Source organism: Cytobacillus firmus, from assembly GCF_023612095.1.
Lineage (GTDB): Bacteria > Bacillota > Bacilli > Bacillales > Cytobacillaceae > Cytobacillus.
This window is the reverse complement of sequence record NZ_CP086235.1, coordinates 3,118,953-3,143,660: the sequence shown is the minus strand read 5'-3', so window position 1 is coordinate 3,143,660 and position 24,708 is coordinate 3,118,953. Positions and strand designations below refer to the sequence as shown.

The 24,708-nt window shown below is 39.5% G+C and carries 28 protein-coding genes and 1 pseudogene; 22 read left to right on the top strand and 7 right to left on the bottom strand.

The genetic code is table 11. The features are described from left to right. Positions 1-212 precede the first annotated feature (212 nt). Positions 213-1,190, bottom strand: coding sequence for a COX15/CtaA family protein (locus tag LLY41_RS15785; RefSeq protein WP_304585828.1), 978 nt, complete (start codon positions 1,188-1,190; stop codon positions 213-215). Between the two features lie 633 nt (positions 1,191-1,823). On the opposite strand from LLY41_RS15785, the gene cyoE reads away from it, so the two are divergent. The 8 genes and pseudogenes from cyoE (at position 1,824) to LLY41_RS15745 (ending at position 9,899) form a co-directional block, all read left to right on the top strand. Further along, positions 1,824-2,762 carry a heme o synthase gene (cyoE, locus tag LLY41_RS15780; RefSeq protein WP_095244104.1) on the top strand — a complete coding sequence of 313 codons (939 nt, stop codon included), beginning with the start codon at positions 1,824-1,826 and terminating at the stop codon, positions 2,760-2,762. A gap of 110 nt (positions 2,763-2,872) precedes the next feature. Next, positions 2,873-3,948: pseudogene (gene coxB / locus LLY41_RS15775) on the top strand (cytochrome c oxidase subunit II). Positions 3,949-3,976: 28 nt separating this feature from the next. Further along, positions 3,977-5,845, top strand: a complete 1,869-nt coding sequence (gene ctaD / locus LLY41_RS15770) for a cytochrome c oxidase subunit I (RefSeq protein ID WP_095244106.1) — start codon at positions 3,977-3,979, stop codon at positions 5,843-5,845. Next, positions 5,845-6,474: a cytochrome (ubi)quinol oxidase subunit III gene (locus tag LLY41_RS15765; protein WP_035328684.1), complete on the top strand. Its 630-nt coding sequence runs from the start codon at positions 5,845-5,847 to the stop codon at positions 6,472-6,474. The genes ctaD and LLY41_RS15765 overlap by 1 nt, the downstream gene beginning before the upstream one ends. Positions 6,475-6,478: 4 nt before the next feature. Beyond that, positions 6,479-6,814 (top strand): cytochrome c oxidase subunit IVB, encoded by a 336-nt coding sequence (gene ctaF, locus LLY41_RS15760; RefSeq protein WP_048011869.1) that lies wholly within the window; start codon positions 6,479-6,481, stop codon positions 6,812-6,814. Positions 6,815-6,994: 180 nt separating this feature from the next. Continuing rightward, positions 6,995-7,897, top strand: a complete 903-nt coding sequence (ctaG, locus tag LLY41_RS15755; RefSeq protein WP_095244107.1) for a cytochrome c oxidase assembly factor CtaG — start codon at positions 6,995-6,997, stop codon at positions 7,895-7,897. A 229-nt stretch (positions 7,898-8,126) separates the two neighbouring features. Continuing rightward, complete coding sequence (locus LLY41_RS15750; RefSeq protein ID WP_095244108.1) at positions 8,127-8,594, top strand: DUF420 domain-containing protein; 468 nt, start codon at positions 8,127-8,129, stop codon at positions 8,592-8,594. Positions 8,595-8,726: 132 nt separating this feature from the next. After that, complete coding sequence (locus LLY41_RS15745; RefSeq protein ID WP_304585827.1) at positions 8,727-9,899, top strand: GNAT family N-acetyltransferase; 1,173 nt, start codon at positions 8,727-8,729, stop codon at positions 9,897-9,899. Between the two features lie 72 nt (positions 9,900-9,971). Here the strand turns inward: LLY41_RS15745 and ytvI are convergent, their stop codons facing one another. Continuing rightward, a complete protein-coding gene (ytvI, locus tag LLY41_RS15740; protein WP_095244110.1) occupies positions 9,972-11,030 on the bottom strand; it encodes a sporulation integral membrane protein YtvI in 1,059 nt (352 codons plus the stop codon). A gap of 157 nt (positions 11,031-11,187) precedes the next feature. Between ytvI and LLY41_RS15735 the strand changes: the two genes are divergently transcribed. Then, on the top strand, positions 11,188-11,538 hold the full coding sequence (locus LLY41_RS15735; protein WP_095244111.1) for an Asp23/Gls24 family envelope stress response protein: 351 nt from the start codon (positions 11,188-11,190) through the stop codon (positions 11,536-11,538). A gap of 90 nt (positions 11,539-11,628) precedes the next feature. Here LLY41_RS15735 and LLY41_RS15730 read toward each other — a convergent pair whose 3' ends face one another. Continuing rightward, on the bottom strand, positions 11,629-11,988 hold the full coding sequence (locus tag LLY41_RS15730) for a YugN family protein (RefSeq protein WP_095244112.1): 360 nt from the start codon (positions 11,986-11,988) through the stop codon (positions 11,629-11,631). A 234-nt stretch (positions 11,989-12,222) separates the two neighbouring features. On the opposite strand from LLY41_RS15730, the gene LLY41_RS15725 reads away from it, so the two are divergent. The 3 genes from LLY41_RS15725 to LLY41_RS15715 all read left to right on the top strand — a co-directional run bounded on the left by LLY41_RS15725 (position 12,223) and on the right by LLY41_RS15715 (position 14,571). Further along, positions 12,223-12,864, top strand: a complete 642-nt coding sequence (locus tag LLY41_RS15725) for a CAP domain-containing protein (protein ID WP_304585826.1) — start codon at positions 12,223-12,225, stop codon at positions 12,862-12,864. A gap of 4 nt (positions 12,865-12,868) precedes the next feature. Continuing rightward, positions 12,869-13,300, top strand: coding sequence for a CBS domain-containing protein (locus LLY41_RS15720; RefSeq protein ID WP_304585825.1), 432 nt, complete (start codon positions 12,869-12,871; stop codon positions 13,298-13,300). A 230-nt stretch (positions 13,301-13,530) separates the two neighbouring features. Beyond that, a complete protein-coding gene (locus tag LLY41_RS15715) occupies positions 13,531-14,571 on the top strand; it encodes a CAP domain-containing protein (RefSeq protein WP_095244115.1) in 1,041 nt (346 codons plus the stop codon). Positions 14,572-14,583: 12 nt separating this feature from the next. On the opposite strand, the gene LLY41_RS15710 is transcribed toward LLY41_RS15715, so the two are convergent. Then, the gene (locus LLY41_RS15710; protein ID WP_095244116.1) at positions 14,584-14,958 is read right to left on the bottom strand and encodes a hypothetical protein; all 375 of its coding nucleotides are present in this window, start codon (positions 14,956-14,958) and stop codon (positions 14,584-14,586) included. A gap of 14 nt (positions 14,959-14,972) precedes the next feature. Beyond that, positions 14,973-15,470, bottom strand: coding sequence for a PaaI family thioesterase (locus LLY41_RS15705; protein WP_304585824.1), 498 nt, complete (start codon positions 15,468-15,470; stop codon positions 14,973-14,975). 159 nt (positions 15,471-15,629) lie between these two features. Here LLY41_RS15705 and ylbD point away from each other — a divergent pair, with 159 nt between their 5' ends. The 5 genes from ylbD to LLY41_RS15680 all read left to right on the top strand — a co-directional run bounded on the left by ylbD (position 15,630) and on the right by LLY41_RS15680 (position 17,758). Further along, positions 15,630-16,052, top strand: a complete 423-nt coding sequence (gene ylbD / locus LLY41_RS15700; RefSeq protein WP_441294253.1) for a spore coat protein YlbD — start codon at positions 15,630-15,632, stop codon at positions 16,050-16,052. Continuing rightward, a complete protein-coding gene (locus LLY41_RS15695) occupies positions 16,049-16,291 on the top strand; it encodes a YlbE-like family protein (RefSeq protein WP_095244119.1) in 243 nt (80 codons plus the stop codon). The genes ylbD and LLY41_RS15695 overlap by 4 nt, the downstream gene beginning before the upstream one ends. A 117-nt stretch (positions 16,292-16,408) precedes the next feature. Then, positions 16,409-16,801: a hypothetical protein gene (locus LLY41_RS15690; protein ID WP_304585823.1), complete on the top strand. Its 393-nt coding sequence runs from the start codon at positions 16,409-16,411 to the stop codon at positions 16,799-16,801. Between the two features lie 98 nt (positions 16,802-16,899). Beyond that, positions 16,900-17,337 carry a YlbF/YmcA family competence regulator gene (locus LLY41_RS15685; protein ID WP_095244121.1) on the top strand — a complete coding sequence of 146 codons (438 nt, stop codon included), beginning with the start codon at positions 16,900-16,902 and terminating at the stop codon, positions 17,335-17,337. 145 nt (positions 17,338-17,482) lie between these two features. Then, positions 17,483-17,758, top strand: coding sequence for a YlbG family protein (locus LLY41_RS15680; protein ID WP_095244122.1), 276 nt, complete (start codon positions 17,483-17,485; stop codon positions 17,756-17,758). Positions 17,759-17,793: 35 nt separating this feature from the next. On the opposite strand, the gene LLY41_RS15675 is transcribed toward LLY41_RS15680, so the two are convergent. Next, the gene (locus LLY41_RS15675) at positions 17,794-18,183 is read right to left on the bottom strand and encodes a DUF7147 family protein (protein WP_095244123.1); all 390 of its coding nucleotides are present in this window, start codon (positions 18,181-18,183) and stop codon (positions 17,794-17,796) included. 185 nt (positions 18,184-18,368) lie between these two features. Between LLY41_RS15675 and LLY41_RS15670 the strand changes: the two genes are divergently transcribed. The 3 genes from LLY41_RS15670 (at position 18,369) to coaD (ending at position 21,220) form a co-directional block, all read left to right on the top strand. Next, a complete protein-coding gene (locus LLY41_RS15670; RefSeq protein ID WP_304585822.1) occupies positions 18,369-19,772 on the top strand; it encodes a stalk domain-containing protein in 1,404 nt (467 codons plus the stop codon). Between the two features lie 354 nt (positions 19,773-20,126). Further along, complete coding sequence (gene rsmD, locus LLY41_RS15665; RefSeq protein WP_095244125.1) at positions 20,127-20,681, top strand: 16S rRNA (guanine(966)-N(2))-methyltransferase RsmD; 555 nt, start codon at positions 20,127-20,129, stop codon at positions 20,679-20,681. A 59-nt stretch (positions 20,682-20,740) separates the two neighbouring features. Then, the gene (gene coaD, locus LLY41_RS15660) at positions 20,741-21,220 is read left to right on the top strand and encodes a pantetheine-phosphate adenylyltransferase (protein ID WP_304585821.1); all 480 of its coding nucleotides are present in this window, start codon (positions 20,741-20,743) and stop codon (positions 21,218-21,220) included. 79 nt (positions 21,221-21,299) lie between these two features. Here the strand turns inward: coaD and ylbJ are convergent, their stop codons facing one another. Then, on the bottom strand, positions 21,300-22,511 hold the full coding sequence (gene ylbJ, locus LLY41_RS15655) for a sporulation integral membrane protein YlbJ (protein WP_095244127.1): 1,212 nt from the start codon (positions 22,509-22,511) through the stop codon (positions 21,300-21,302). 324 nt (positions 22,512-22,835) lie between these two features. On the opposite strand from ylbJ, the gene LLY41_RS15650 reads away from it, so the two are divergent. Both LLY41_RS15650 and LLY41_RS15645 read left to right on the top strand, forming a co-directional pair. Beyond that, positions 22,836-23,627: a patatin-like phospholipase family protein gene (locus LLY41_RS15650; protein ID WP_095244128.1), complete on the top strand. Its 792-nt coding sequence runs from the start codon at positions 22,836-22,838 to the stop codon at positions 23,625-23,627. Continuing rightward, complete coding sequence (locus LLY41_RS15645) at positions 23,624-24,634, top strand: SepM family pheromone-processing serine protease (RefSeq protein ID WP_095244129.1); 1,011 nt, start codon at positions 23,624-23,626, stop codon at positions 24,632-24,634. Before LLY41_RS15650 ends, LLY41_RS15645 begins: the two co-directional genes overlap by 4 nt. Positions 24,635-24,708: the final 74 nt, after the last annotated feature.

Here is a 24,708-nt window from a genome sequence, read left to right as displayed (position 1 = left end):
AAGGTGCGAGACTCCTGCGGGAGTAGCGGGTCAGGTGAGACCCCGCAGACGCGGAGCGTTGAGGAGGCTCACCGCCCGCCCCGCGGAAAGCGAGCAGCCTGGAGCGGAAATCAACGGACAACATTGATAGGCGAAACAACAATTTATACGAAAAGAGCCTAAAATAAACAAAAGAGCTTCGGCATTTGCCGAAGCTCTTTTGTTTATTGTATTTATGGAATGGAAGTGAAAGTAGGGATAGCCGATTCATCACTTTTCTCTTTTTCCTTAACTGCTGAAACAGCAAGCTCATTTTTTCTGCTTCGTGAAGACAGGAGGATAAAATAGCTTAGTACTCCAAATAAGCAGGAAATAAAGAAGGCGTGTGCAAGAGCTATATACAAGTTAAGTCTGGTTAAAACAACTAATGCTCCAGCGGCAACCTGGAGTGATACTAAGACAAATGAAATAATCCAGCCCCAGTAAATTACCTTCTGGTCCTTGTAATGTTTAATGGCCAGATAGGTAATGTAACCAATCCATATGAAAATTAATCCAGCGGCAGCCCGGTGCCCCATTTGCACCCATTCGTATATATTAGCCGGAAGTGCGAAAGATCCATTTATACAAAGCGGCCAGTCACGGCATACAAGGCTGGCATTTACATGACGCACAAGTGCGCCGGTGTAAACAACAGCATAGCTGTATAAAGAAACTCCAATAATATGTTTCCTCATTCTTTTATCGATAATAAGCTTTTCTGCCTCGAATTTTTTATCAACTTCAAAAATAAGCAAAGTCAGGAGCAGTACAGCAGCAAAAGAAATTAATGATATCCCGAAATGAAGGGCGAGCACAAAATCAGATTGCCCCCAGACTACTGCGGCAGCGCCAATTAAAGCCTGCAGGATAAGGAAAAAAAGCGAAGTCAGCGCTAAAAACTTTGTCTCTCTAATATGTCCTATTTTTCTCCATGTCCAAATCGATAATATAAGAACCATAAATCCAATAGCGCCTGAAACTAGTCTGTGTGCCAGTTCGATAATCAGTTCAGGAGTAATATCGGTGGGAACTAACTCGCCATTGCAAAGCGGCCACGATTTCCCGCACCCCATTCCTGATTCCGTTTTCGTTACCAGGGCACCGCCCAGCAAAACCAAAAGCATGCCGATAGATGTGAGAACAGCAAGCCATTTTAAAGATCGTTGCAAAGCCTTTCACCTTCTTTAAATATTCTAGGTTTAATAATAGTGTCAACAATTGATTTAGTACGTATTTGTCCATTATCTATCTTAACAAAGATTCTATAAAAAGCCATATATGAATGTGTGTCCATTTACTTTTTCGATAGTACAGGAATAAAAAGCTTTTTACAACAGTTATAAAAATTATAAAGTTAATTATAGTAAAAAAGGTTGAAACTTATAATAGAGTTTGCTAGAAATATAAAGGGGGTATAAAATGGATGTCCCCTGTCGCGGAAAAGTAACCCAGAATACATAAAGTGAGTATATTATTCCTCCGTAGTTTTCTGAAACAGTTTTATTATCTCAAAAACAAACCCTTTCTTTAAGTAAATTTAGACTTTGACACAAATTAGTCATAAATTATTCTAAAAAAATTCACAAAAGAGTTTTAAAGTGTGATTTAATATACAGAGAAATGGTTTAGCTTCATTTAGATAGTAAACAGTTTAAATACATTATTAATGGTAGAAAACTATTAGTATGGTTATTATTTATCCAGGGTTCACCCCTCGTTTTTTATCGTGAATATGGCTTTCGGTGCATTTATACTTTATAGTAGGTGTAATGTTCGCGGTAAGGAATTAAGGAGGAAAAGATATGTCTGACTCACGGGCTTTGAGTGATGCTGCCATTGAAAATAGAGAGCGAAGCCTCCAACAAGATATTCCTGAGACTACAGTCTGGAAGGACTTTCTTGCTCTTATCAAAATTGGCATTGTAAATTCCAATCTGATTACAGCCTTCACCGGCCTTTGGCTTGCACTGCATTTTTCAGGAAAAGGATTTTTCAATAATCTGGATCTGGTTCTTTATACAGTAATTGGCTCCTCTTTGATTATTGCAGGCTCCTGCAGCTTAAATAATTATATTGACCGCGACATTGATCCATTAATGGAAAGGACAAAAGGGAGGCCAACTGTTACTGGGAAAGTGAACCCGGGCAAGGTGGCACTTTTGAGTTTTCTGCTTATTGGCCTTGGTACGGCCTTTTTAATGTTTACAACAGCAACAGCAGTTGTAATTGGATTAATTGGTGTTTTCAGCTACGTTGTCCTATATACAATGTGGACTAAACGCAGGTTTGTTTCCAATACGATTATAGGCAGCATTTCAGGGGCAGTTCCCCCGCTGATTGGGTGGGCAGCTGCGGATGGCAATCTTGACCCTATGGCATGGGTGCTGTTCGCTATCGTGTTTATCTGGCAACCTCCTCATTTTTATGCACTGGCTATGAGAAGGGTAGAGGAATACCGGGCTGCTGGAGTTCCGATGCTCCCAGTAGTAAAAGGGTTTAAGACCACGAAAAGGCATATTTATATCTGGATTGCAGCATTATTGCCGCTGCCATTCCTAATGCCATCACTTGGACGGCCATTCATAATACTTGCTGCAGTTTTAAACATCGGCTGGTTATTGACCGGGTTATATGCAAGAAAGTTTAATGATGATATTAAATGGGCTACATTGATGTTTGTATACTCCCTGCAATATCTGACCATCATGTTTGTAGCCATGGTAATTATCACACTTATTTAACTTAGTTAGGAAATTCCTTTTTCGTTTATAACGAGAGGGGATTTATCCATATTTTTTGATCAAACAATTCAAAAAATGAAATCTTTACGAAAGAGGGGTTTGATTAAGCTATGAAAAGGCTTGCAAAGTGGCGTCTTTTTCTCTGTTTGCAATGATGGCGCTCATTCTTTCCGCTTGCTCCGGTGAACCGTATTTATCTACGCTAAAACCTGCCGGCGAAGTGGCGCAGACACAATTTGATTTAATGGTGTTAAGTACTGTAATAATGGTAGGAGTAATTGCGGTCGTAACAATAATCTTCTTTATTGTTGTTTTTAAATTCCGCCGCAAGGACGACAGAATTCCAAAACAAGTTGAAGGAAGCCACAAACTGGAAATCATTTGGACTGTTATTCCTATTCTTTTGCTTCTTATTCTTGCTGTACCGACAGTTTCAGCTACCTTTAAGCTTGCTGATGTAGGTCCAATGGAAAAGAAGAATGAAGATGGCAAAACAGATGCACTTGTTGTTAATGTGCGTGCAAACTTATACTGGTGGGAATTTGAGTATCCAAACCAGGAAATTATCACTGGCCAGGAATTAGTTGTGCCAACGGATGAAAAAGTTTATTTCAATCTTATTGCTTCTGATGTTAAGCACTCCTTCTGGATTCCTGCTGTAGGCGGTAAGCTGGATACGAACACGGACAACGTGAATAAATTCTGGCTCAAGTTTGACAGTGAAAAGGCTGCAGATGCCGATAATTTATTTTATGGAAAATGTGCTGAGCTTTGCGGTCCTTCCCATGCTTTAATGGATTTCAAAGTTAAAGCGGTTCCACGTGATGAATTTGATCAATGGGCAACTGCAATGGCAGAAGTAAAAGAACCTAAAAAGGCAGAGACAGATCTTGCCGAAGCTGGTCAGGAAGTCTTCAATAACAGCTGTATCGGCTGTCATGCTGTAACTCCGGCAAACACTGCTCCTGAAGCAGCCCGTTTAGCTCCTAACTTAACAAACTTCGGTGATCGTGACCGTATTGCCGGTGTCCTTGATCATACTGAAGAAGATCTTAAGGATTGGTTAAGAGATCCGGAAACATTCAAACCTGGCAATAAAATGACAGGTACTTATGGTGAATTGTCTGAAGAAGAGCTTGATGCCCTGACAGAATATTTAATGGGCTTGAAAGTTATGGAACAATAGGGATTTTTTTGAAAAGGGAGGTAAAATTGTGAGTACCTTAGCACAAAAAAAAGGTTTCGGAGCGGTTTTATGGGATTACTTAACTACAGTTGACCATAAAAAAATCGCAATCCTTTATCTTATAGCTGGCGGATTTTTCTTCTTGCTTGGCGGATTGGAAGCTATGTTCATCCGTATCCAGCTTGCAGTACCAAATAATGACTTTGTAAGTGCCGGATTGTATAATGAAATTTTAACTATGCACGGTACAACGATGATCTTCTTGGCGGCTATGCCACTGATTTTTGCTTTTATGAATGCTGTTATGCCACTTCAGATTGGTGCGCGTGACGTTGCATTCCCATTCTTGAATTCTTTAGGATTTTGGCTGTTTTTCTTTGGTGGAGTTTTCTTGAACCTGTCATGGTTCTTAGGCGGAGCTCCTGATGCCGGATGGACTTCTTATGCATCTCTATCAATTGCTTCTGAAGGGCATGGAATCGACTTCTATGCACTTGGACTGCAGATATCAGGTGCGGGTACGTTAATCGGGGGGATCAACTTCCTTGTTACCATCATTAACATGCGTGCTCCTGGTATGACATACATGCGTATGCCTTTGTTTACTTGGACAACATTTGTTACATCAGCATTAATTTTATTTGCATTCCCTGCTTTAACAGTAGGACTATTCCTGTTAATTTTCGACCGTATGTTTGGATCTAACTTCTTTGATCCTGCTATGGGCGGAAACACAATTATCTGGGAACATTTCTTCTGGATTTTTGGACACCCTGAAGTTTACATCTTGGTTTTGCCGGCTTTCGGTATTTTCTCCGAGATTTTTGCGATATTCTCAAGAAAACGCCTTTTCGGATACTCTTCAATGGTATTCGCAACGGTTCTTATTGGTTTCTTAGGATTCATGGTATGGGCTCACCATATGTTTACAACTGGTATGGGGCCGATTGCAAACGCGATTTTTGCTGTTGCAACAATGGCAATTGCAGTACCGACTGGTATTAAGATCTTTAACTGGTTATTTACAATGTGGGGCGGAAGCATCACTTTCACAACGCCGATGCTTTGGGCTATTGCCTTTATTCCTTCATTCGTAGCCGGAGGTGTTACTGGTGTTATGCTGGCGTCTGCTGCACAGGATTACCAGTACCATGACAGCTACTTTGTAGTTGCCCACTTCCATTATGTTATTGTCGGCGGTGTTGTGTTTGCACTATTTGCGGGTGCTCACCTTTATTGGCCAAAAATGTTCGGTACAATGTTAAACGAATTCCTTGGAAAAATTACGTTCGTATTATTCTTTATTGGATTCCATTTAACATTCTTTATCCAGCATTTCCTTGGACTTTGGGGAATGCCGCGCCGTATCTTCACTTACCTTCCTGGACAGGGATTTGAAACGTCGAACATGGTAAGTACTGTTGGTGCTTTCTTCATGGCAGCTGCAGTAATCATCTTGTTAATAAATATTGTTATTACTAGCGTTAAAAATGAAAAAGTTGGCAATGACCCTTGGGGAGACGGCCGTACACTAGAGTGGGCCATTCCATCACCGCCTCCATTCTATAACTTCAAGCAGCTTCCGCTGATTCGCGGCCTTGATGCATACTGGCTTGAAAAAATGGAAGGCAAAGAAGGCATGTCGCCTGCTGAGCCGCTTGGTGATATCCATATGCCAAACAACTCGTTCATTCCATTTGTCATTTCTTTCGGTTTATTTGTTGCTGCATTTGGTGCAATGTACCGCGCAGAACACAGCTGGGGTATTCCAGTACTAATTGTGGGTATGCTTATTACTCTAGGCTCCATGTTTGTTCGTTCTGTCAAGGATGATCATGGATACCACATTCATAAAGAAGATTTGGAAGACAATAATGATAAGGGGGTTAAGGCATAATGGCTACTGAACAAAAAATGACTTATGAAACATGGCCTGCGTCGCCTGAAAAGCAAACCCTCGAAGCCAAGAACAAATTCTTAGGTTTCTGGTTTTTCCTTGGGGGAGAGACAGTTTTATTCGCCTCCCTATTCGCCACTTACCTTGCTTTAAAAGACAAAGTACCTAGCAGTGACATGGCTCTTGCGAAAGACTTGTTTGAAATTCCATTGGCATTCATTATGACAATGCTGCTATTAACAAGCTCGCTCACAAGCGTATATGCTATGTATCACATGAAGAACTTCAACTTCAAAAAAATGCAGCTATGGCTTGGAATTACTGTTTTGCTTGGACTTGGATTCCTTGGTTTAGAAATTTACGAGTTCAATCACTATGTGCATGAGTTCCATCATAGCTTCACAAGCAGTGCCTTTGGTTCAGCCTTCTACACGTTAGTTGGTTTCCATGGTGCTCACGTGGCATTCGGTTTACTGTGGATCACTACTTTGATGATCCGCAACAGCAAAAGAGGATTGAGCCTTTACAATGCTCCTAAGTTCTATGTAGCCAGCCTATACTGGCACTTTATCGACGTTGTTTGGGTGTTCATCTTCACAGTAGTATATTTAATGGGAATGGTGGGATAAACTGATGGCCAATCAACAACCAAACTCAGGTAACCCAAGAGTAGACATTGAATATAGACGCAAAAAAAGTGCAGAAGAGATGAGACATCAAGTTATCACGTTTGCACTAATGATCTTCCTGACAATTGTTGCCTTCGTAGCAGCAGGTTATGAAGGTTTCTCCGGATGGTTTATAGTGCCGTTCATCCTGATTCTTGCACTTGTGCAAGTAGTCTTCCAATTATATTATTTCATGCATATGAGCCACAAAGGTCATGAAGCACCGTCATTGTTCTTATATTCAGGAGCATTTGTCGGATTTATCACAATCATTGCTTTCTTGACTGTTATTTGGTGGTAAGTTCAAAAGAAAATCGGCTGTTGGCCGGTTTTCTTTTTATGTAATGAAGTATTTGCAATTAATACCTATTTTCCGTTTTATTGAGATTGCTGACTGAAGAGAGTATAATAGTACTTGTCAATATCGCTTAGTATTGGAAACGTTTAAGTTCGGTTGAGCAATATTTAATGAGGTGATAGCATGTCTTTGGAAATATTCGGTTTCCGTGCACTTTGGAGTCCATATTTCTTTTTATTTGTAGCACTGATTCTTGCAGGCTACTTTATGTTAACAGTAAAGTATCGTGAAAAGTTCAAAGATAGTGAGCCATTAACTAAAAGGCAGGGTGTGTATTTTACAATCGCTATGATTGTGTTATATGCGATCAAAGGCTCTCCGCTGGACCTGATGGGCCATTTAATGTTTTATGCCCATATGATACAGATGGCTATCCTGTATTTAGTCGTTCCTCCCCTTGTAGTCATGGGAATCCCTCAGTGGGTGTGGAGAAGAGTAGTTAATCACAAAGCTGTTAAACCTGTATTCAGTATTTTTACAAAGCCATTAATCGCCATTATCCTGTTTAATGGAGTATTTTCTATATACCACATACCAGATGTTTTTGACGTGGTAAAAACGGATATGATGTTTCATACTGTATATACATCTGGCCTGTTTCTTCTGGCAATCTTTATGTGGTGGCCGACTATTAATGAACTTCCTGAAATGGAGTCACTGGACGGCTTGAAGAAGGTAGGATACATTTTTGCAAATGGTGTTTTATTGACTCCTGCATGTGCTCTGATCATTTTTTCAGATACTCCAATGTACAGCACATATTCTGATCCAAATGCATGGGCACAGGCCCTTCAGTTATGTGTTCCATCTGCGACACTGGCAAGCCTGAATCTTAGCGGGCCTGAAATGTTCAATTCAATGTCACTTATACACGATCAGCAGCTTGGCGGGGTCATCATGAAGATTATCCAGGAAATTGTATATGGCTTTATTCTTGCGCAAATCTTCTATGCCTGGTACAAAAAAGAACAGGAAATTACCCCTTCAGAAGAAGAAGCAATATTAAATCCGCATTTAGTAAAATAAAGAATAAACTCCAGTCAGAGGCTGGAGTTTATTTTTTGATAAAATAAAAAATGTAAATTGCAATGATTATGATCACATGGAATGAAATAAATATTGAACATTTAAGGAAATTTTATTAAAAGCTCATACAGTTAGTTGAAAAATATAGTACACTTTAATAAAATGAACTTCGTGATAAATAACACCGTGAAGATTAATTTTAAACTGATAGTGAAAAGAGGAAGAATTTATGGACTACTCATTGCCTGTACTCCCGACCATAAGCACAGCATTTATTATGCTAAGTGCCATAACTGTTGCGATTGGGTGGGTGCAAATCAGCAAAAAGAAGCTTGAGGCTCATAAGAAAACAATGACTTTGGCAGCTGTGTTTGCTGTTATTTTCTTTATCATTTATGCCAGCAGAACTGTTTTTATTGGAAATACTGCATTTGGCGGCCCTGATGATATAAAAATTTATTATACGATTTTCTTAATTTTCCATATTACTCTGGCAACAGTGGGGGCAGTTTTAGGAATCATCTCGTTATATACGGGCTATAAAAATAAAGTGGCAGCACATAGGAAATTGGGACCGATAACCAGTGTGATCTGGTTTTTTACAGGCATAACAGGTGTTGCAGTCTATCTGCTGCTGTATGTTTTCTACCATGGAGGAGAAACCACATCAGTTATAAAAGCAATCCTGGGTACGTAACAGGTTATGAGATGCCGCTGGCTGTTTAGCGGTATTTTTTTTATGCCCAAAATATTATCCACTTCTTAATTAAAAGGACTTAATAAGTATATGGCGAATATTAATAATGATATTTAATTGGGAGTGAGTATTGTGACTGTAAGAAAATTAACAGAGGATGAATATATAGAGGCCATGAAGCTCTCCATGTATGCCTTCCAATACAATGTGCCTGAAGCTGACATCCCGGCCAGGATGGAACGTTTGAAAAATCATGCCATTCTTGGTATCTGGGAAGAGGAAAGTCTGGCTGCCAAACTTCACATCATCCCCCTGAAAGTTCATATTAATGGCTTTGAATGGGATATGGGAGGTGTTGCCGGTGTGGCAACATATCCGGAATTCAGAAGAAGAGGGCATGTTAGCAGCCTAATCAAGCAAGCTTTAGCCGAGATGAACAATAAGGGGCAAATATTTTCATTTTTGCATCCATTTGATATTTCTTTCTATCGGAAATACGGATGGGAGATATTCACTGAATATAAGAAAACGCATATTAAGAAAATAGATTTAAAAATGAAGGGAAAATCTTCAGGGACCATTAAGCGATATACTAAGAACCAGCACACATTAATTATTGAAAAGATTTATAAAGAATATATGCAGCGTTTTTCAGGAGGGCTTGTAAGAGACACATACTGGTGGGAAAACTTTGTGTATTCTGATTACCAGATTGCGGTGTATTTTAACGAATCAGGTGAAGGACAGGGCTATATATTGTTTAAGGTAAAAGACAATAAAATGGATATCGAAGAATTCGCAGCTCTAAATCAGGAAGCCAGAGTGAATTTATGGAACTTTATCTGTCAGCATGATTCAATGGTTGAGGAAGTAAAGATCATTACATCTGTACATGATCCATTCCCTTATTACCTGAATCAGCCCAATTTAAAAATGGAGGTTTTCCCGTACTTTATGGGAAGAATCGTCAATGCTGAAAAATGTCTCGCTCAATATTCTTTCCATGATAATGATGAAAACGTCTTTCTTCATATTGAGGATTACCATGCACCATGGAATAACGGTACCTACTTAATCGCAGATAACAGTGTCAGAGTGTTTAAAGAGAAAGAAGGAAGCCAGTGCACAAAACCTCCTTCAAAAGGTCTGCGTATGTCCATTAGTGCGCTCTCAGCCATAATAATTGGCTACAAAAGGCCAATAGAGTTATATGAATTAGGTGAAATTAAAGGTCCAAGAAATGATGCGGAAATACTTGAAAGAAAGATTCCTGTTCAACAATCCTTTTTCTATGACTTTTTTTAAGGAAACTCAGTTGAGATGTCTGTAGGAAAGAAAAAGCGTCCAGGCGGACGCTTTTTTACTTTTTTATTAAGTTTATATTTTGAAATTCATCTTAATAAGTCCTGCTTCTTTTGCGGAATTAAAGGCAATGACCAGTAATGGGCCAATAATGAAGCCCAGTATTCCAATGAGTTTCAGGCCTAGATACATGGCTATTAGCGTAGCAAGCGGAGATAGCCCTATATGGGTGCCCATTACCTTTGGCTCAACTGTCCTCCTGATAATTAAGAGGACTGCTGCAAGAATTGCCAATTGTGTCCCCATAGCTAAATCTCCAGTCAGCAGATGGAACAATGCCCATGGGCCTAGAATGACAATTGAGCCAATAATAGGGATAAAGTCAATAACCCAAATGATTATAGACATGATCAATGCCATTTCGGGATTGATAAATAATAATCCAATCAAGGAAACGATAAAGATAATCACACTTACAAGGAATTGAGCCTTGAAAAAGCCAAACCCAACATAAGAGAGCCGTGAAGTCATAAACTTGACTTTATCTGCTGTTTTATCTGTAAGGTGATTATACAAGCCTTTCCTTAATCGTGGAAGATCAATTAAAAACAAAAATAAGGCAATCAAATATACGATGAAACTGACAAGATAATTCGGGATGTTTGTCAGAAGTGCTTTTAAGCTATCAATATTTACGTAAGCGACAAGGTCATTCTTCGTTTTATTCAAGAAGGATTGAATCTGGTTGCTTATTTCATCAACAAGGTCTTTAGGAAGGTCTTTGGCGGCATTGGAAAAGTCCGCTTCTGCCCTGAGCCATGCTTTTGTAATTTCATTAATGTACATAGGAGCATTTTCAACAAGTTTAATGGCTTCAGTAATCACTTTTGTCGTAATAAAGTAACCTGATAAGCCAATGAAGAGTACAAATCCCAGAAAAGTAATCAGCACAGATACTCTTCGGCTTATTTTTATTTTATTTTGCAGCAGTTTCACAACTGGCTCCAGGATTAATGCTGTAATAAATGCAACAATCAGCGGAACAGAAACAGGCAAAATGAAATAAAAAAGGACAGTTATAAGAATTACAGCAATCAATATGAATAAAAAACGTTTTGTGAATAATGTAGACAAAATAAGTCCCCTTTCCCAATTTTGTTAACCATCAAAAGACCGTAACACTTTGATTATATTATGCATTAAATATTATAAAAACAAAAAAGTAAACGGTTTAAAGCTGAGAGATTATTGCCCGTATATTAAAAATCGTACAGAAAGAAGTGAAAGGAAGATGCATAACGATCATCTTAACTTCGAGACGATTCAGGCAGCCATTGATATAATCTCTGCAATCGTAGAATCCAGCCTGGAGGAAAGAGAAGGTGTAATTCCTCTAAAACATGAAAGATTCACTGTTTTTAAGAGAAAAGAAGAACCGATCTCCATCACTTTTAAAAACACTGAGGTATACTTGAAAATTAAGCTTAACATAGTAAAAGGAAAAAATATCCTGGAGGAAGCTCTCAGGATTCAGAAAGAAATTAAGGATGAAATTGTCCATTTAACAGGACTGAAGGTAAAAAGAGTGGATCTGTCAGTTCAAAAAATAATATCTGCAGGGAACGCTCTTTCAGAAAATTAAATTTCGCAGGTCTAAAGCTGATATAAAAAAGACGCATGGTGTTCATGCGTCTTTTTATGCAGAAAATACATTCTGTAAACTCAGCAAAAGTTACTCAGCAAATTGGTCAATTTCAGCTTTGATTTCACTAAGAATTTTTTCGCATTGGCTTACTAATGATTTAGGGAAGCTTTCGCCTTCGCCGTATTCTACACCGTGCGGATAGTAATGTTTCCCTAGCAGCGGGGTCATAAGCTGAATAGTTGCTCTATGGGCTCCTACATCTCCTTCAGCAGCATATCCAAATACACGAAGGTAAAAAACACCTTCTTTTAATTCGAATTTCCGGTCATATGTAACTCTTTCATAATCCCATTGCCCTTCACGCACAAGGCCGTGTGAAAGCATTACTTCATCTAAGCGGGTTAAGTCTGCTTTATTATTTTGCAGACCTGTGTTTTCAAATTTCATAATTGTCCCTCCTGAAAACAATCCATGGTTCTGATGAACGGATCCATGCATAATTTTAACAAGTTTATCTCAAATTTAATAATAGTAGAAAAAAGCGTAACTTGCAACGGATTCATGCAAGAAAACATTCATCTGTCAAAGAACGTTAGCTGAAATGCCATAATTAACGCCTGGCTGACATATCTTGAGCAGATGGAACTGAGCAGTGCCAAACTGTGAAAGGGGAAGCGTCCATTGCAGAAATACAAAGCCATCAGTATCTTATTTTTTCTAATATTCTTTACACCTCAGACTGCAGGTGCTGCTGTAGATTACAGAGTTGAGCAAAAGGATACTCTTTGGGAAATTGCACTTAGATTTCAAAAAGATCTGCATGAAATTATTAATAGCAATCCTCAGATAGAAAATCCTGATTTAATATTTCCAGGTGAAATGATTATCATTCCAGACAATGGAAAGAAGGTAGCTTTTCCCAAAATGGGTGAGAATGAAAATGAACTCATGAGACTCACCAACGAAAAAAGAAAGGAATTAAGGCTAAAACCCTTGTCTGTGGATTTGCAGCTGAATGCTGAAGCCCAAAAAAAATCTTCGGATATGATGAAATTACAATATGTTTCACATAATTCTCCTACATATGGAAATCCTACAGAAATGTTAAGGAATCAGCAGATTTCGTTTTTCACCGTTAAGGAGAATATCGGGGCGGGCTATAAAACAGCTGATGAAATGTTTGCTGCCTGGATGAATTCCTCGGTCCACAGGGAGAATATTCTTAACAAAAAGGCAACCCATATCGGTGCCGGATATTGTCAAGGAGGCCTGCACGGTCACTATTGGACCATATTCATTGTAGAAAAAAATGAAGGAGGATAAAAAATTGGAAAAAATCCGCGATATTATGACAGACCAGGTTGAAAGCTGTTCTCTATTGGACAATGTTTATGAAGTGGCAGTTAAAATGAAAGAATTAAACGTAGGGGCTATCCCGATTGTGGATAGTGATAAGCTCGTCGGAATGATTACCGACCGGGATATCGTTCTTCGCTGTGTGGCAGAAAAACATCCTGCTTCATCTAAAGTGGAAGATATAATGAGCAGCCATTTAGTAACTGTGTCAAGTGATACAGAGGCTCGGGAAGCAGCCCGTTTGATGGCAGAACATCAGATTCGCAGGCTTCCTGTTGTAGAAGGTGACAAGCTTGTTGGGATCGTATCACTGGGTGACTTTGCCGTGCGTCATTTAACAGACGACCAGGCTGGAGAAGCCCTTACTGATATTTCTAAACACGAAACTGAAGCACAGCATTGAGAGGACACCACCTATGGTGTTCTTTTTTTCTGCAAATGCCGTTACGGAACTTTTTTGAAAATTATAGATAAACAATACACCTAATGGTATGATTAATAGTATATATGCAATAATTTTATTTAGAATCCATTTAGCAGAATGCCTGCATGTTATACTTTGAATTTTCTTAAATACAGCGAGCGAAAGAAGGGAGGTACGGTTCTCTGCGAGCACTTTTCCGGATTTTAGTATTGATTTGCATTTTTCTGGCAGCAGGCTTTTACATCGATATTGGGCGTAAAGAAAAAGGGGAAATCCTCGTCAGTCAGGAAAATACAATTAAGGATATAAATAATAAGGAAAATAACCTATCTTCCAATACGGGGTTCCCTGAAAAGGGTGTGGCTTCACTAATGGGAAAGTCAGCTGAGGAGCTTAAAGAAAGTTTGGGAGAGCCGTCCAGAATAGATCCCTCTTTTTATGGATACGAATGGTGGATATATAATAAAAGCGGTACTGAGTATATTCAGGCTGGCGTCAGCAATAATAAAGTAGTTAGTTTGTTTGCGACAGGCGAAGATTCAGACATTTACCCTTTTAAAATAGGGCAGCCAATTGGTGAATTATATTCATCCGTCTTTTTTGAAACGGAATTCAGTCTTAAAGTAAAAGACAGCTCATACCGTTTCGAGTTATCTGAAGATGACCTTAATACAAGGCCGCTTGTTATGGTTGGTGAGTACTATGCACAGCTTAATATAGATAGATTTACAGGGACGCTTTCCAGCGTGAGGTTAATGGATGCAGCCACTTTAATTAAGCTTCGCCCGTATGAAATGGTTTACCGTGGTGAATTATTGGAGCCCCCCGTGCCTTCTCCTGCTTTTGAAGACGATGTGGAGAGAGCGAAAGAGAAGCAAATTTTCGACATTACCAATGTTATAAGAGTCAGCCATCATTTACAGCCGCTGAAATGGGATGATCTGACTGCTGCGGCAGCTTTAGCTCATAGCAAAGATATGTATGAAACAAAAGACTTTTCTCATACTTCTAAAACTTACGGCGATTTGGCGGACCGGCTTGAAGCTGCGGAGGTCTCATATGAGGCTGCCGGGGAAAACATAGCTGCAAATTATACAGATGCCCCAGCTGTTGTTGAAGGATGGCTTAACAGCAAAGGCCATCGGGATAGTCTGCTGAAAGAAGAGTTTACCCATCTTGGAGTTGGAGTTTATAAAAAGCATTATACTCAAAATTTCATAAAAAAAGCTGATGGAGAAGCTAAAAACTGAAAAGAGCCTAAGTTAAGGCTCTTTTTTACTATTAGCAATTTGAATCCGGCCAACTTGAAAATAGTCATCTTTCCAATTTCCATACAAGTGGACAGAATCACCAATCTTGACAGAAGGAATTGAAGCATTAGTCATTAAAGGAGTAATTTTTTTAATATTTGAATGCTTGAGGCTCTTTGTTTGGACGGTCAGTTCAAGAACATGAATCATTCGGCTGTAATTATAGCGCTGTCTGCTCTCGCTAAGATGGACGACTTCGCCTGAAATAATAGCTTCCTCTGGGACCTCTGCAAGGCTCACCCACTTCTCATAACTTTCCCGCATTTCCTTTTTTGTCAGCCAATAAAAATAAAGGCAAATAATTGGAATAACGATAGCGGTGACCATCTTCCCACCTGCCTTTAATTATTTACGTTTTTCTTTTCGATGATAAAAAAGCTGCCTGTTGCCTGTGCAATTTTTCTTCCATCAGAACGGAGGACATCTGCAGATAATACCATGCTTTTTGTTCCCTTATGGTCAATTCTCGCTCTGCATGTTACGTATTCCCCTTTGCCGACTGCAAGATAATGAATATTCAACTGCGTCGTAACAGCGCCAAAACCTTCAGGAAGCAGCGAAGCCGCAAGGGTTCCCATGGCAGAATCAATAATTGTAGCGGTTATTCCCCCATGGAGAATTCCGAGCGGATTATTGACAATCTTACTTAAAGGAACTGTCAGTATGCATTCATCTTCAGTTATGTTCCGTTCCATATGGAGCAGTCCGCCAATATAAGAGCTGTTTTGGCCGGTTTGTTTTTTATGAAAACCTAAAAGCAAGGATTCTAAAGCGGTTAATTCTTCGTCAGTCGCATTCCTGGTGCACTGATCAAATAATTCCATAAGATCACTATTCATTATTATTCACCTTTCAATATCTTTCTGCATTCATATATTACCATTAATGGCTGAATTTTTGAATTGTATTTGATCAATAAAACAGATATAAATATTCACCTTTTTCATTCATATTCATATGGTATTATAGGCATTTGCATTAGAACGAGGTGATATTTCATGTACAAAACGAAGCTTCATCCCTCTGTTGAAAAGTTTAAAGAGTTTGTTAAACAGAATCCCCGGATCATCAAAGAAGTCAGGGATGGAAATGCAACGTGGCAAGAATTATATGAGGATTGGTATTTGCTTGGGGAAGAAGATTCAAGGTGGGACTCTTATAGACAAAACAAAGATAATACACAAAAGACCGAAGAGAAAAAAGTGACTGGATGGGCAGCATTATGGGTACTCTTAAGCAAATGGATGCGAATCAAATGCAGGGATACATCACTAATCTCAGCCAGGCACTTTCAGCTGTGCAGGGGGTTATTTCGCAATTTCAGGGCGGCGGCCAGAAACCATCAGGAGGCTCAAAGCCAAGTATTACTAAACCAAGCAGCCCTTTTACATTTAAAAAGGATTAAGGGGTTAATCAGATGAGAAAAGATATAGTCGAGTATCTTGAACAAAAGCAGGATCTTAGGCAATTTATACGTGAGCAGCCTTATTGGTATAGAAAACTGAGCAGAAATCCAAACGAAATTCAAACTCTGGAAGTTGCCGCCCTTCACTATTATAAAAAAACAATCCCCCATCAGGTTGAAAAATTCACGAATGGAGTGCAAATGGCCTCCATGATGATGAGCATGTTTCAGGCCATGAATTCCCAATCCAATTAGAAAGCTTTCTCGCACATGAGAGAGCTTTTTATTTGTTCTAGAGTAAAAACAAGCAGCCGGGCAAACACTAACTTTATTAGAGCGTTACGGAAGACATCCTAAAGGGAGTGTAAAATAATGAAAAGGCAAAAATACATTTTTATTTTGCTGGTTATATTTGTTCTTTCAGCGTGCCAGAAAGATATTCCTGAGCCCGAAACAAAAGCGGAAGCCAATCCTCAGGTGAATGCAGTTAAAGCAGAACAGCTATTGCCAGTTTCTGGTGTTGAAAGTTCTGCCAGTGACCCTTTTTTTGTAAAACATCAAATAAAAGGAAAAGATGTTTTTGTTGAATGTATTGTGCAGGATGTGTCCTTTAGAAAGCAAAGCAGCAAAGAAAAAGGCAAAATTCTCCTCTATATAAACGGAAAGAAGAAGGATGAAATCCATTCAGCTGCTTTTATTATCAAAGGGCTTCCATCAGGCAAACATCGAATCGGGCTGGAGCTTGTAAAAGGGAAACAGGGCTGAAGCCTCGCTGAAAAGAGATTTTCTTGTGGTGATCCCTTAATCTGCTTGCTTTAGCTTTAAACCGTTTCATGATAAAATAAGAAACGGAGGTGGGCTATTTGCTTGCTACATTAGAAAGAATGGCTATTTTGGACAACGCTGACGAACTTGCAGCGATGATTATAGAATCAGAAGAAGCGGAACATTACCGCAAAAGTTTATATAAATTAAAGAACAGCCGCGAAACTCAAACGAAGATACAGGATTTTATCAAAATGAAAGAACTGTATGAAGAAGTTCAGCGATTTGGCAAATATCATCCGGAGTATAAAAGGGTGATGATGTCCATTAGGGAGCTGAAGCGCGACATGGACATGGATATCCATGTAGCGGAATTCAGAAGAGCAGAGACAGGCCTGCAAACCCTGCTGGATGAGGTAAGCATGCTGATAGGACGTTCTGTGTCTGAACACATTAAAGTTCCCACCGGCAATCCTTTCTTTGAATCAAGCTGCGGAGGAGGCTGCGGTTCTGGAGGCAGCTGTGGCTGTTCTTAGACAACCACTGAGGCACCATTTAAAAACCAGCTGATGCTGGTTTTTCTTTTTAAATAAAATATGCAGTTTGAACCTTCCCATTGAAAACTGTTAATTTTCTGTGCTAGACTAAATAAAACAAACGATCACTGAAGGGGAAAACTATATGCTTGGTCAAAGGCAAGGAATAATCGTATGGCTTTATTCTTTAAAGCAGGCAAAAATGTTAAGAAGATTCGGAAATGTACATTATGTTTCAAAACGTCTCAAATATGTAGTGTTATACTGTGATCTTGCCGATGCGGAAACAATTATGGAGAAGATAAATTCATATTCTTTTGTTAAAAAAGTGGAAGCATCTTATAAGCCATTCCTAAAAACGGAATTTGAAAATTCCAAACCTGACAAGGCTAAAGAATATGATTATAAGATGGGAATATAAAAAGGCGTGAGCAAAAGCTCATGCCTTTTTCTCATTTAATGCAAAGGTGCAATAAAATGATTAAGCCTTAATATCCCAGTCAAATATTGATAATATAATTCCTTTTCATTAAAAATAGCAGAGGGCTTTACTGTCAGCTGAATAATTTCTTTATTCAGCTCTTTCGCAGCATCCTCGAATAAATCATACCTTTTATTCGGCACTGAGTTTGGATTCGGGATCCCTTCACGGCAAATATATAACGGCTGAAATTCTCCCGGGTCTGTCGGCTTTAATATAACTGCCAGGGATGTCATTTCTCTATTATTGACGTTCGTATGGAATGCAGCCATGTGGGACAAGCGATGCTTGTTTGCCCGCGCAATTTCAATTAATTCATAAATATCTGAGTATCCCTCGCCAATTTCTATAAAACGCTGTATCAAAATTAGAACCTCCTTAAAACTCATCGCATTCACTTATTTAATGCTTTTTGTCCATCCATACTTTATCATTTTAAGCATAAAAATAGAATGGAAAAAAATCATAAAATATATAAAAATTAATGTGACTGATGACCTTCCCTTTGGTATTGTTAGGTTAAAAGAAAAATGACTAAGAGGGCAAAGCAATGTGGAAGGCATCTTTATTAATTTTTTTACTTTTGTCTGGAATTATTTCAGGTATGGTACTGTGGCAGTGGCACACTTATTCCGAGCGTGCGATTGCCATGAACAGTTCCGAGGCGATTACACAGGAAATCACAGTCGAAACGCATCTGAAAGAACTAAAAATCTCTCAAAAGTTATACGGACTTGTGGCCCGAAAAGAGTATAGGCTTGATATTCCCGACACTCTATTTAAATGGAACTGCAAAACTGGAACCGGACAAGCCTGTGATTCAGCAGACGAAAGTCCTTATACATTTTTTTCCGCAGATGATAAGATGATATTTGAGTATACTGTACCGATAAATGAAAAGAAAAAAGCATTCCTGTTAACTGATTGGTTTGTTAAAATCCCTGGAATAAAGGCTGAGGGCTTATCCATATCAATTTCAGACTCTTTCAAAAGAGAGGGAACATGGGCAGCGGGAATTAGGCTTAATGCACAAAAGAAACTAGATCATATCGATTATTATTATTTCGAGGGCTATGGAAATGTTCCATCACTTTATTGGCAAGAGGAACCGCTTTTGAAGAAAGCTATAAACAACACAGATGCATACACAGCCGATATTCGGGCAGCCAGCTTGGATTTTAATAAACTGAATGACATCGGAAATTTTCCATTTATGTCGGTTATCCTTACCGATCGCTATCCTGAATATATGGATGAGAATATCCTGATTACATCTCCACAAATTAAAGTCGACCAGCTGGAAAAAAAGCTTATAGCTTTTCAGTTTCAGAGAAAATTTGCAGATGGATCTCCTGACTGGATTACTGATGCATTTACATCAGGATTATTGGATTTAAAACCCGGCTCAACGAAAGGAAGCATAGCCCTGAAGGAATTGCAGGGAGAGTTGACCGAAAATGAACTAAAAAATTATCTTATTAATGTATTCCAGGCGGATTCTCTGGATGCAGAGAAGCTGGACAAGCTTTTAGGTAATGTTAAAGGTCTTCCCACACAATTTTTCAAGATGAATATCAAAAACAAAGCAACTCTTGTCCCGCTGTATTTTCAGGAAGAAAAAAAGCTATGGGTGTCTGGTGATGAGAAGGCGAGCATTCATTTAGTATATAAGGATGGGAAGGTTTTTCTTCCATTTACAGCCGCTATGCAGGCATTAGGATATGAAGTAAAGGTCCTTTCCGGTGAGGAAACGATGCTTGTGTCAAAAGGGAAGAACAGTTATCGGTTTTATTTGAATAAAAATGTTTTTATCTATAATGAAGAAGATTATGGATTGCTTATGAATCCATTAACCAGGCAAAACGGAACAATATGGATGGAAATCCAATGGTTTAAAGCACTTTTTGGAGTGACTGCTGAAGAAAGAGAAAGCGGGATTCTCCTGACCCCCTGACAGAATTTAAAAGAATACAAAATAAAAAGCCCTGCAGTTAACTGCAGGGTCCTTCTATATCCTTTTCAGGATAGAAGGCAAAGGGAGAGGAGAAACCGGAGGAAGAACTTATGGGGAAACGTAAGTCTTCTCCGCGGTTGGCAACAACATCCTTGAATAGATGCTGTTAATTACATTATTTCCACAATCATTATGGATATACACATACTGCTATATTTTTTTCCGGCTGATGATTTCGCTTACAATTTGCCGGTTGGCTACAAATTGTAAGATATGGTAGGATAGGATAGAAAAAAACAGTTTTCCATTTCGAAAGTGTGGAAAATTGAAATATTGCAGGTTAGTGGTGATCGTATGCGAGTGGTATCGGGAACTAGGAAAGGAAAGTTATTAAAAGCTGTTCCGGGCAGCTCAACCCGTCCGACTACTGATAAAGTAAAAGAAGCTATTTTTAATATAATTGGGCCTTATTTTAACGGTGGCCAGGGGCTTGATCTATTTGCGGGCAGCGGCGGGCTTGGCATTGAAGCTCTGAGCAGAGGAGCGGACAAGGTCATTTTTGTGGATAGGGACGGAAAGGCCATTCAGACCATCCATGAAAATATTCGGAATTGCGATTTTGAAGAAAAGGCAGAAATATATCGAAATGATGCGGATCGTGCACTCAAGGCAATTTTAAAAAGAGATCTGACTTTTGATTATATCTTTCTCGATCCGCCATACCGAAAACAGCAGCTGCTTAAGCTTCTTAAGGTCATTGATGAGAATAACCTTCTTTCGGATCAGGGAACAATTCTATGCGAACATGGATCAGATGTGGAGCTCCCTGAAACTGTTGGTAGACTGGTTCAAAAGAAGCATGAAAATTACGGGGTAATTTCCATCTCTATCTACAGTCGGGCTGAATAATACATACTTGGATAGCTAATGGAAAATATACATAACAAGAATGTGACAGGGGGATAACAATGGGAGGCATCGCGGTTTGTCCAGGCAGCTTTGATCCAATTACTTATGGTCATCTGGATATTATTAAGAGAGCGGCAAAGGTATTTGAACAGGTTTATGTGGTTGTATTGAATAATTCTTCAAAAAACCCTCTTTTTAATGTTGAAGAAAGGATTCATCTGATAAAAGAAGTTACGAAGGATCTTAAGAATGTTAAAGTTGACTCCTTTCAGGGGCTGCTGATGGATTATGCAAAATCGGTAAATGCAAATGCTGTTATTCGGGGCCTTCGTGCAGTTTCTGATTTTGAATATGAAATGCAGATCACATCCATGAACAGAGTTTTAAATGATGAAGTGGAAACCTTTTTTATTATGACTAACAATCAATATTCTTTTTTAAGCTCAAGTATTGTGAAAGAAGTAGCAAAATATAACGGGGATATTTCAGAACTAGTTCCTGACATTGTAGAACAAGCTCTGAAAAACAAGTTCCAATAATTAATCAGCGGAGATATCCTTATCTGCTGATTGTATGGGGTTTAACAAAACGGGTGCCTGATAGGTACCCGTTTTGCTGTTAATTCCTATCCAAACGCCTGGCGAGCATTAAAGTATAAACTGAAAGTGCAAATATAGTAATAATCGGTCCGGATGAGACGAATCCTTCCATTAATTTGCCGAGAAACGAGTATTTTTCAAAAAGACCGACCGGAATGGCATTGGATGGCTGTTCTGTATTGTAATAGCGTTCATAAATTGGCTGCCAAAGAATGAATGCATAAAATGCAGCGGCAAAGCCATGAACAATTCTTGCGAAAAAGAAAGGCTTGAAGTTAATATCAGTTTGGGCCAGGATGCTCGCCACCTGAGCCTGTACGCTGAATCCGCTGAAAGCGAGTATGAAACTGACAATGATGACCTGGTGCATTAATGTTGCCTGCTGAACCTGGCTTGTCATCTGGCTGCCAAGTGTTATTTCAAATAAACCTGAGATGAACGGGATGCTTAATTCAGGTGGCAGGCTGAATATTGACAATACAGCTTCTAAGCCTTTTGCAAGGAATGCCGTGATTCCAATGTGAAATAGGAGTTTGTTAATAACTGAGAATAAAATGATAAATCCGCCAATCATCAGAAGTGTCTGGATGGATGACATGACTGCATCTCCGAGAAGCTTGCCAATCGGGCGGTTATCCTTTATTCTTGTCCGATGAAGAGCTGATAAGGCTGCCCGCAGTGATGGCTTCCTTGCACCATGAGAAGTCAGCTGGGGCTTCTTTCCATAGAACCTCATTAATAAACCGACGGTAATATTGCCGAGGTAATGTGCCAGGGCCAATATTACACCAAGCTTAGCGTTATTAAAAAAACCAACCGATACGGCACCGAATATAAACAAAGGATTTGAACAATTAGTAAAGGAAACCAGGCGCTCTGCTTCTGTTTTAGAGAGCTGTCCCTCCTGCCGAAGCCTTGCGGTCAATTTTGCTCCTGCCGGATAGCCTGAAGCCATCCCCATTGCCCAGACAAACCCGCCAACTCCAGGTACTCTGAAAAGAGGCCTCATCAGAGGTTCAAGAAGTACTCCAATGAATTTAACTACACCAAAGCCGATCAGCATTTCTGAAACTATGAAGAAAGGCAGCAATGAAGGGAAGACGATTTCCCACCACATATCCAATCCCCTGATGGATGCATCAACCGATTCCTGGGGAAATGAAATTAATGAGATGGCCATTAAGGTTACAGATAGTGCAAGAGTAACCGTTTTTAATTTGGAACGAAACACGGACAAGCCTCCCTCAAGTTGTACTGACTGTGAAATGAATTTAAACAATGGTAAAATAAAGAAGCATTTGCATCTATATTTTTCTCGTGGCTTTTCATTTATTTTGAATCCGGAACAAAGGTATAAAGTATAAAGCCTGTGCTGTCAAGTCTTGTCCCCATATAACTCAATATACTCATAGAACTTTAAAATAGACCATAGAATTAAGTACAGGCATATGTGAATTTTTAGCTGAAAATTTTTAGTGTATGCTTCTTTTGGAAATAAAAAGAATAGAATAACATAAGTTCGAATCGGCCAGTGGCTTATAAGGGGGGGAGTCTTTTGAAGCGTCCGAAAATAGGTTTGGCACTTGGTTCGGGAGGAGCTCGGGGATTCGCCCACCTGGGTGCGATTAAGGTCATGAAGGAAGCCGGAATCCCGATTGATTATATTGCCGGCAGCAGCATGGGTGCCATGGTAGGCTGCTTTTATGGGGCGGGGCTGGATGTTGATCGGTTATATAAGCTTTCCAAAGCATTTAAAAGGAAGTATTATTTAGATTTTACAGTTCCCAAAATGGGCTTTGTGGCAGGGAAACGAGTAAAGGAACTGATCCGTATATTCACTCATGGAAAAAACCTCGAGGACCTCGATATTCCTGTTAATGTAGTGGCAACAGATTTAATGACTGGAGAAAAAATTGTTTTTAAAAGCGGCCCCATTTCTGATGCTGTTCGGGCAAGCATATCCATCCCGGGTATATTTGTGCCTGAAAAATTAAATGGCCGACTTCTAGTGGACGGAGGGGTAGTGGACAGGGTTCCTGTGTCAGTTGTTAAGGAAATGGGAGCTGATATCGTTATCGCTATCGATGTTTCACATGTTAAAGCGAATGCGGAAATCACCTCAATCTATGACGTAATCATGCAAAGTCTGGATATCATGCAGATGGAGCTTGTCAGTCACCGGGAAATTGCTTCTGATTTTATGATCAGACCCAGGGTGGAAATGTATAGCTCCCGCGCATTTACAAATATTGAAGAAATCATCAAAATTGGCGAAGAAGAAGCAAAAAAGCATATTGACATTATTCATCATTACATAACTAAATGGAAGGAGCATCCTAATTCATGAGAAGCAAATTTTATACCCGTTCCTTCTTGATTTTGGCAGTTATCCTGGTGGCCAGTTCGTTTTATTATCTGCCTTATTATGTATCAAAGCCGGGTATGGCAAAAGAACTTAAACCGATTATTGAGGTGGAAAACGGCTATGAAGAACAAGGAAGCTTCATGCTGACTACCGTAAGAATGGGCCGGGCGAATATATATGCATATATGGCTGCCAAATTCAGCAAGTATCAGGAATTGTATCCTGTGGAAGAAATACGGGCTGAGAATGAAACAGATGAAGAGTATAATGTACGGCAGCTTCATATGATGGCAACTTCCAAACTGGCTGCTATTGAAACGGCCTATAAAAAAGCCGGCCTGCCCATTCATTATCTTTATAATGGCGTATATGTCCTTAATGTGCTGCCTGATATGCCCGCTGACGGCAAACTTCAGGCAGGTGACCGCATCTTTAAAGTGGACGGCAGGGAATTCAAATCCTCTGATGAATTTATCAGTGCTGTCTCCAATAAGCAGGAGGGCAGTGAAATTACACTAACCTTTGAACGGCAGGATAAAACGATCGAAACCTCGATTCCTTTAAAAACACTTGAGGAAACAGGAAAGCCTGGCGTGGGGATCACTCTCGTTGACGACAAAGAAATAGAGGTCGAACCGGCTGTGAATATTGACAGTGAAGAAATTGGCGGCCCTTCTGCCGGACTGATGTTTTCTCTTGAAATTTACAATCAGCTAATAAAAGAAGATTTGACGGGAGGCTATAAAATAGCCGGTACCGGAACAATCAATTCCGAAGGGACAGTCGGAAGAATTGGCGGGATCGAGCAGAAAATCGTAGCAGCAGACAAAGCGGGAGCAGAAATTTTCCTTGCGCCTAATGAAAATGGTGCAGAAGACTCCAATTACAAAGCAGCTGCTGCAACAGCCAGGGATATTAATACCGATATGAAAATCGTTCCGGTGGATACGTTTGATGATGCAGTGGAATATTTAAGAAATCTGAAATAATAATGAATTGCACCCGGAAGCTAAAAGCCAGCGGCAATTGAATTGCTGCTGGCTTTTCTTTATCCATTTTTTAG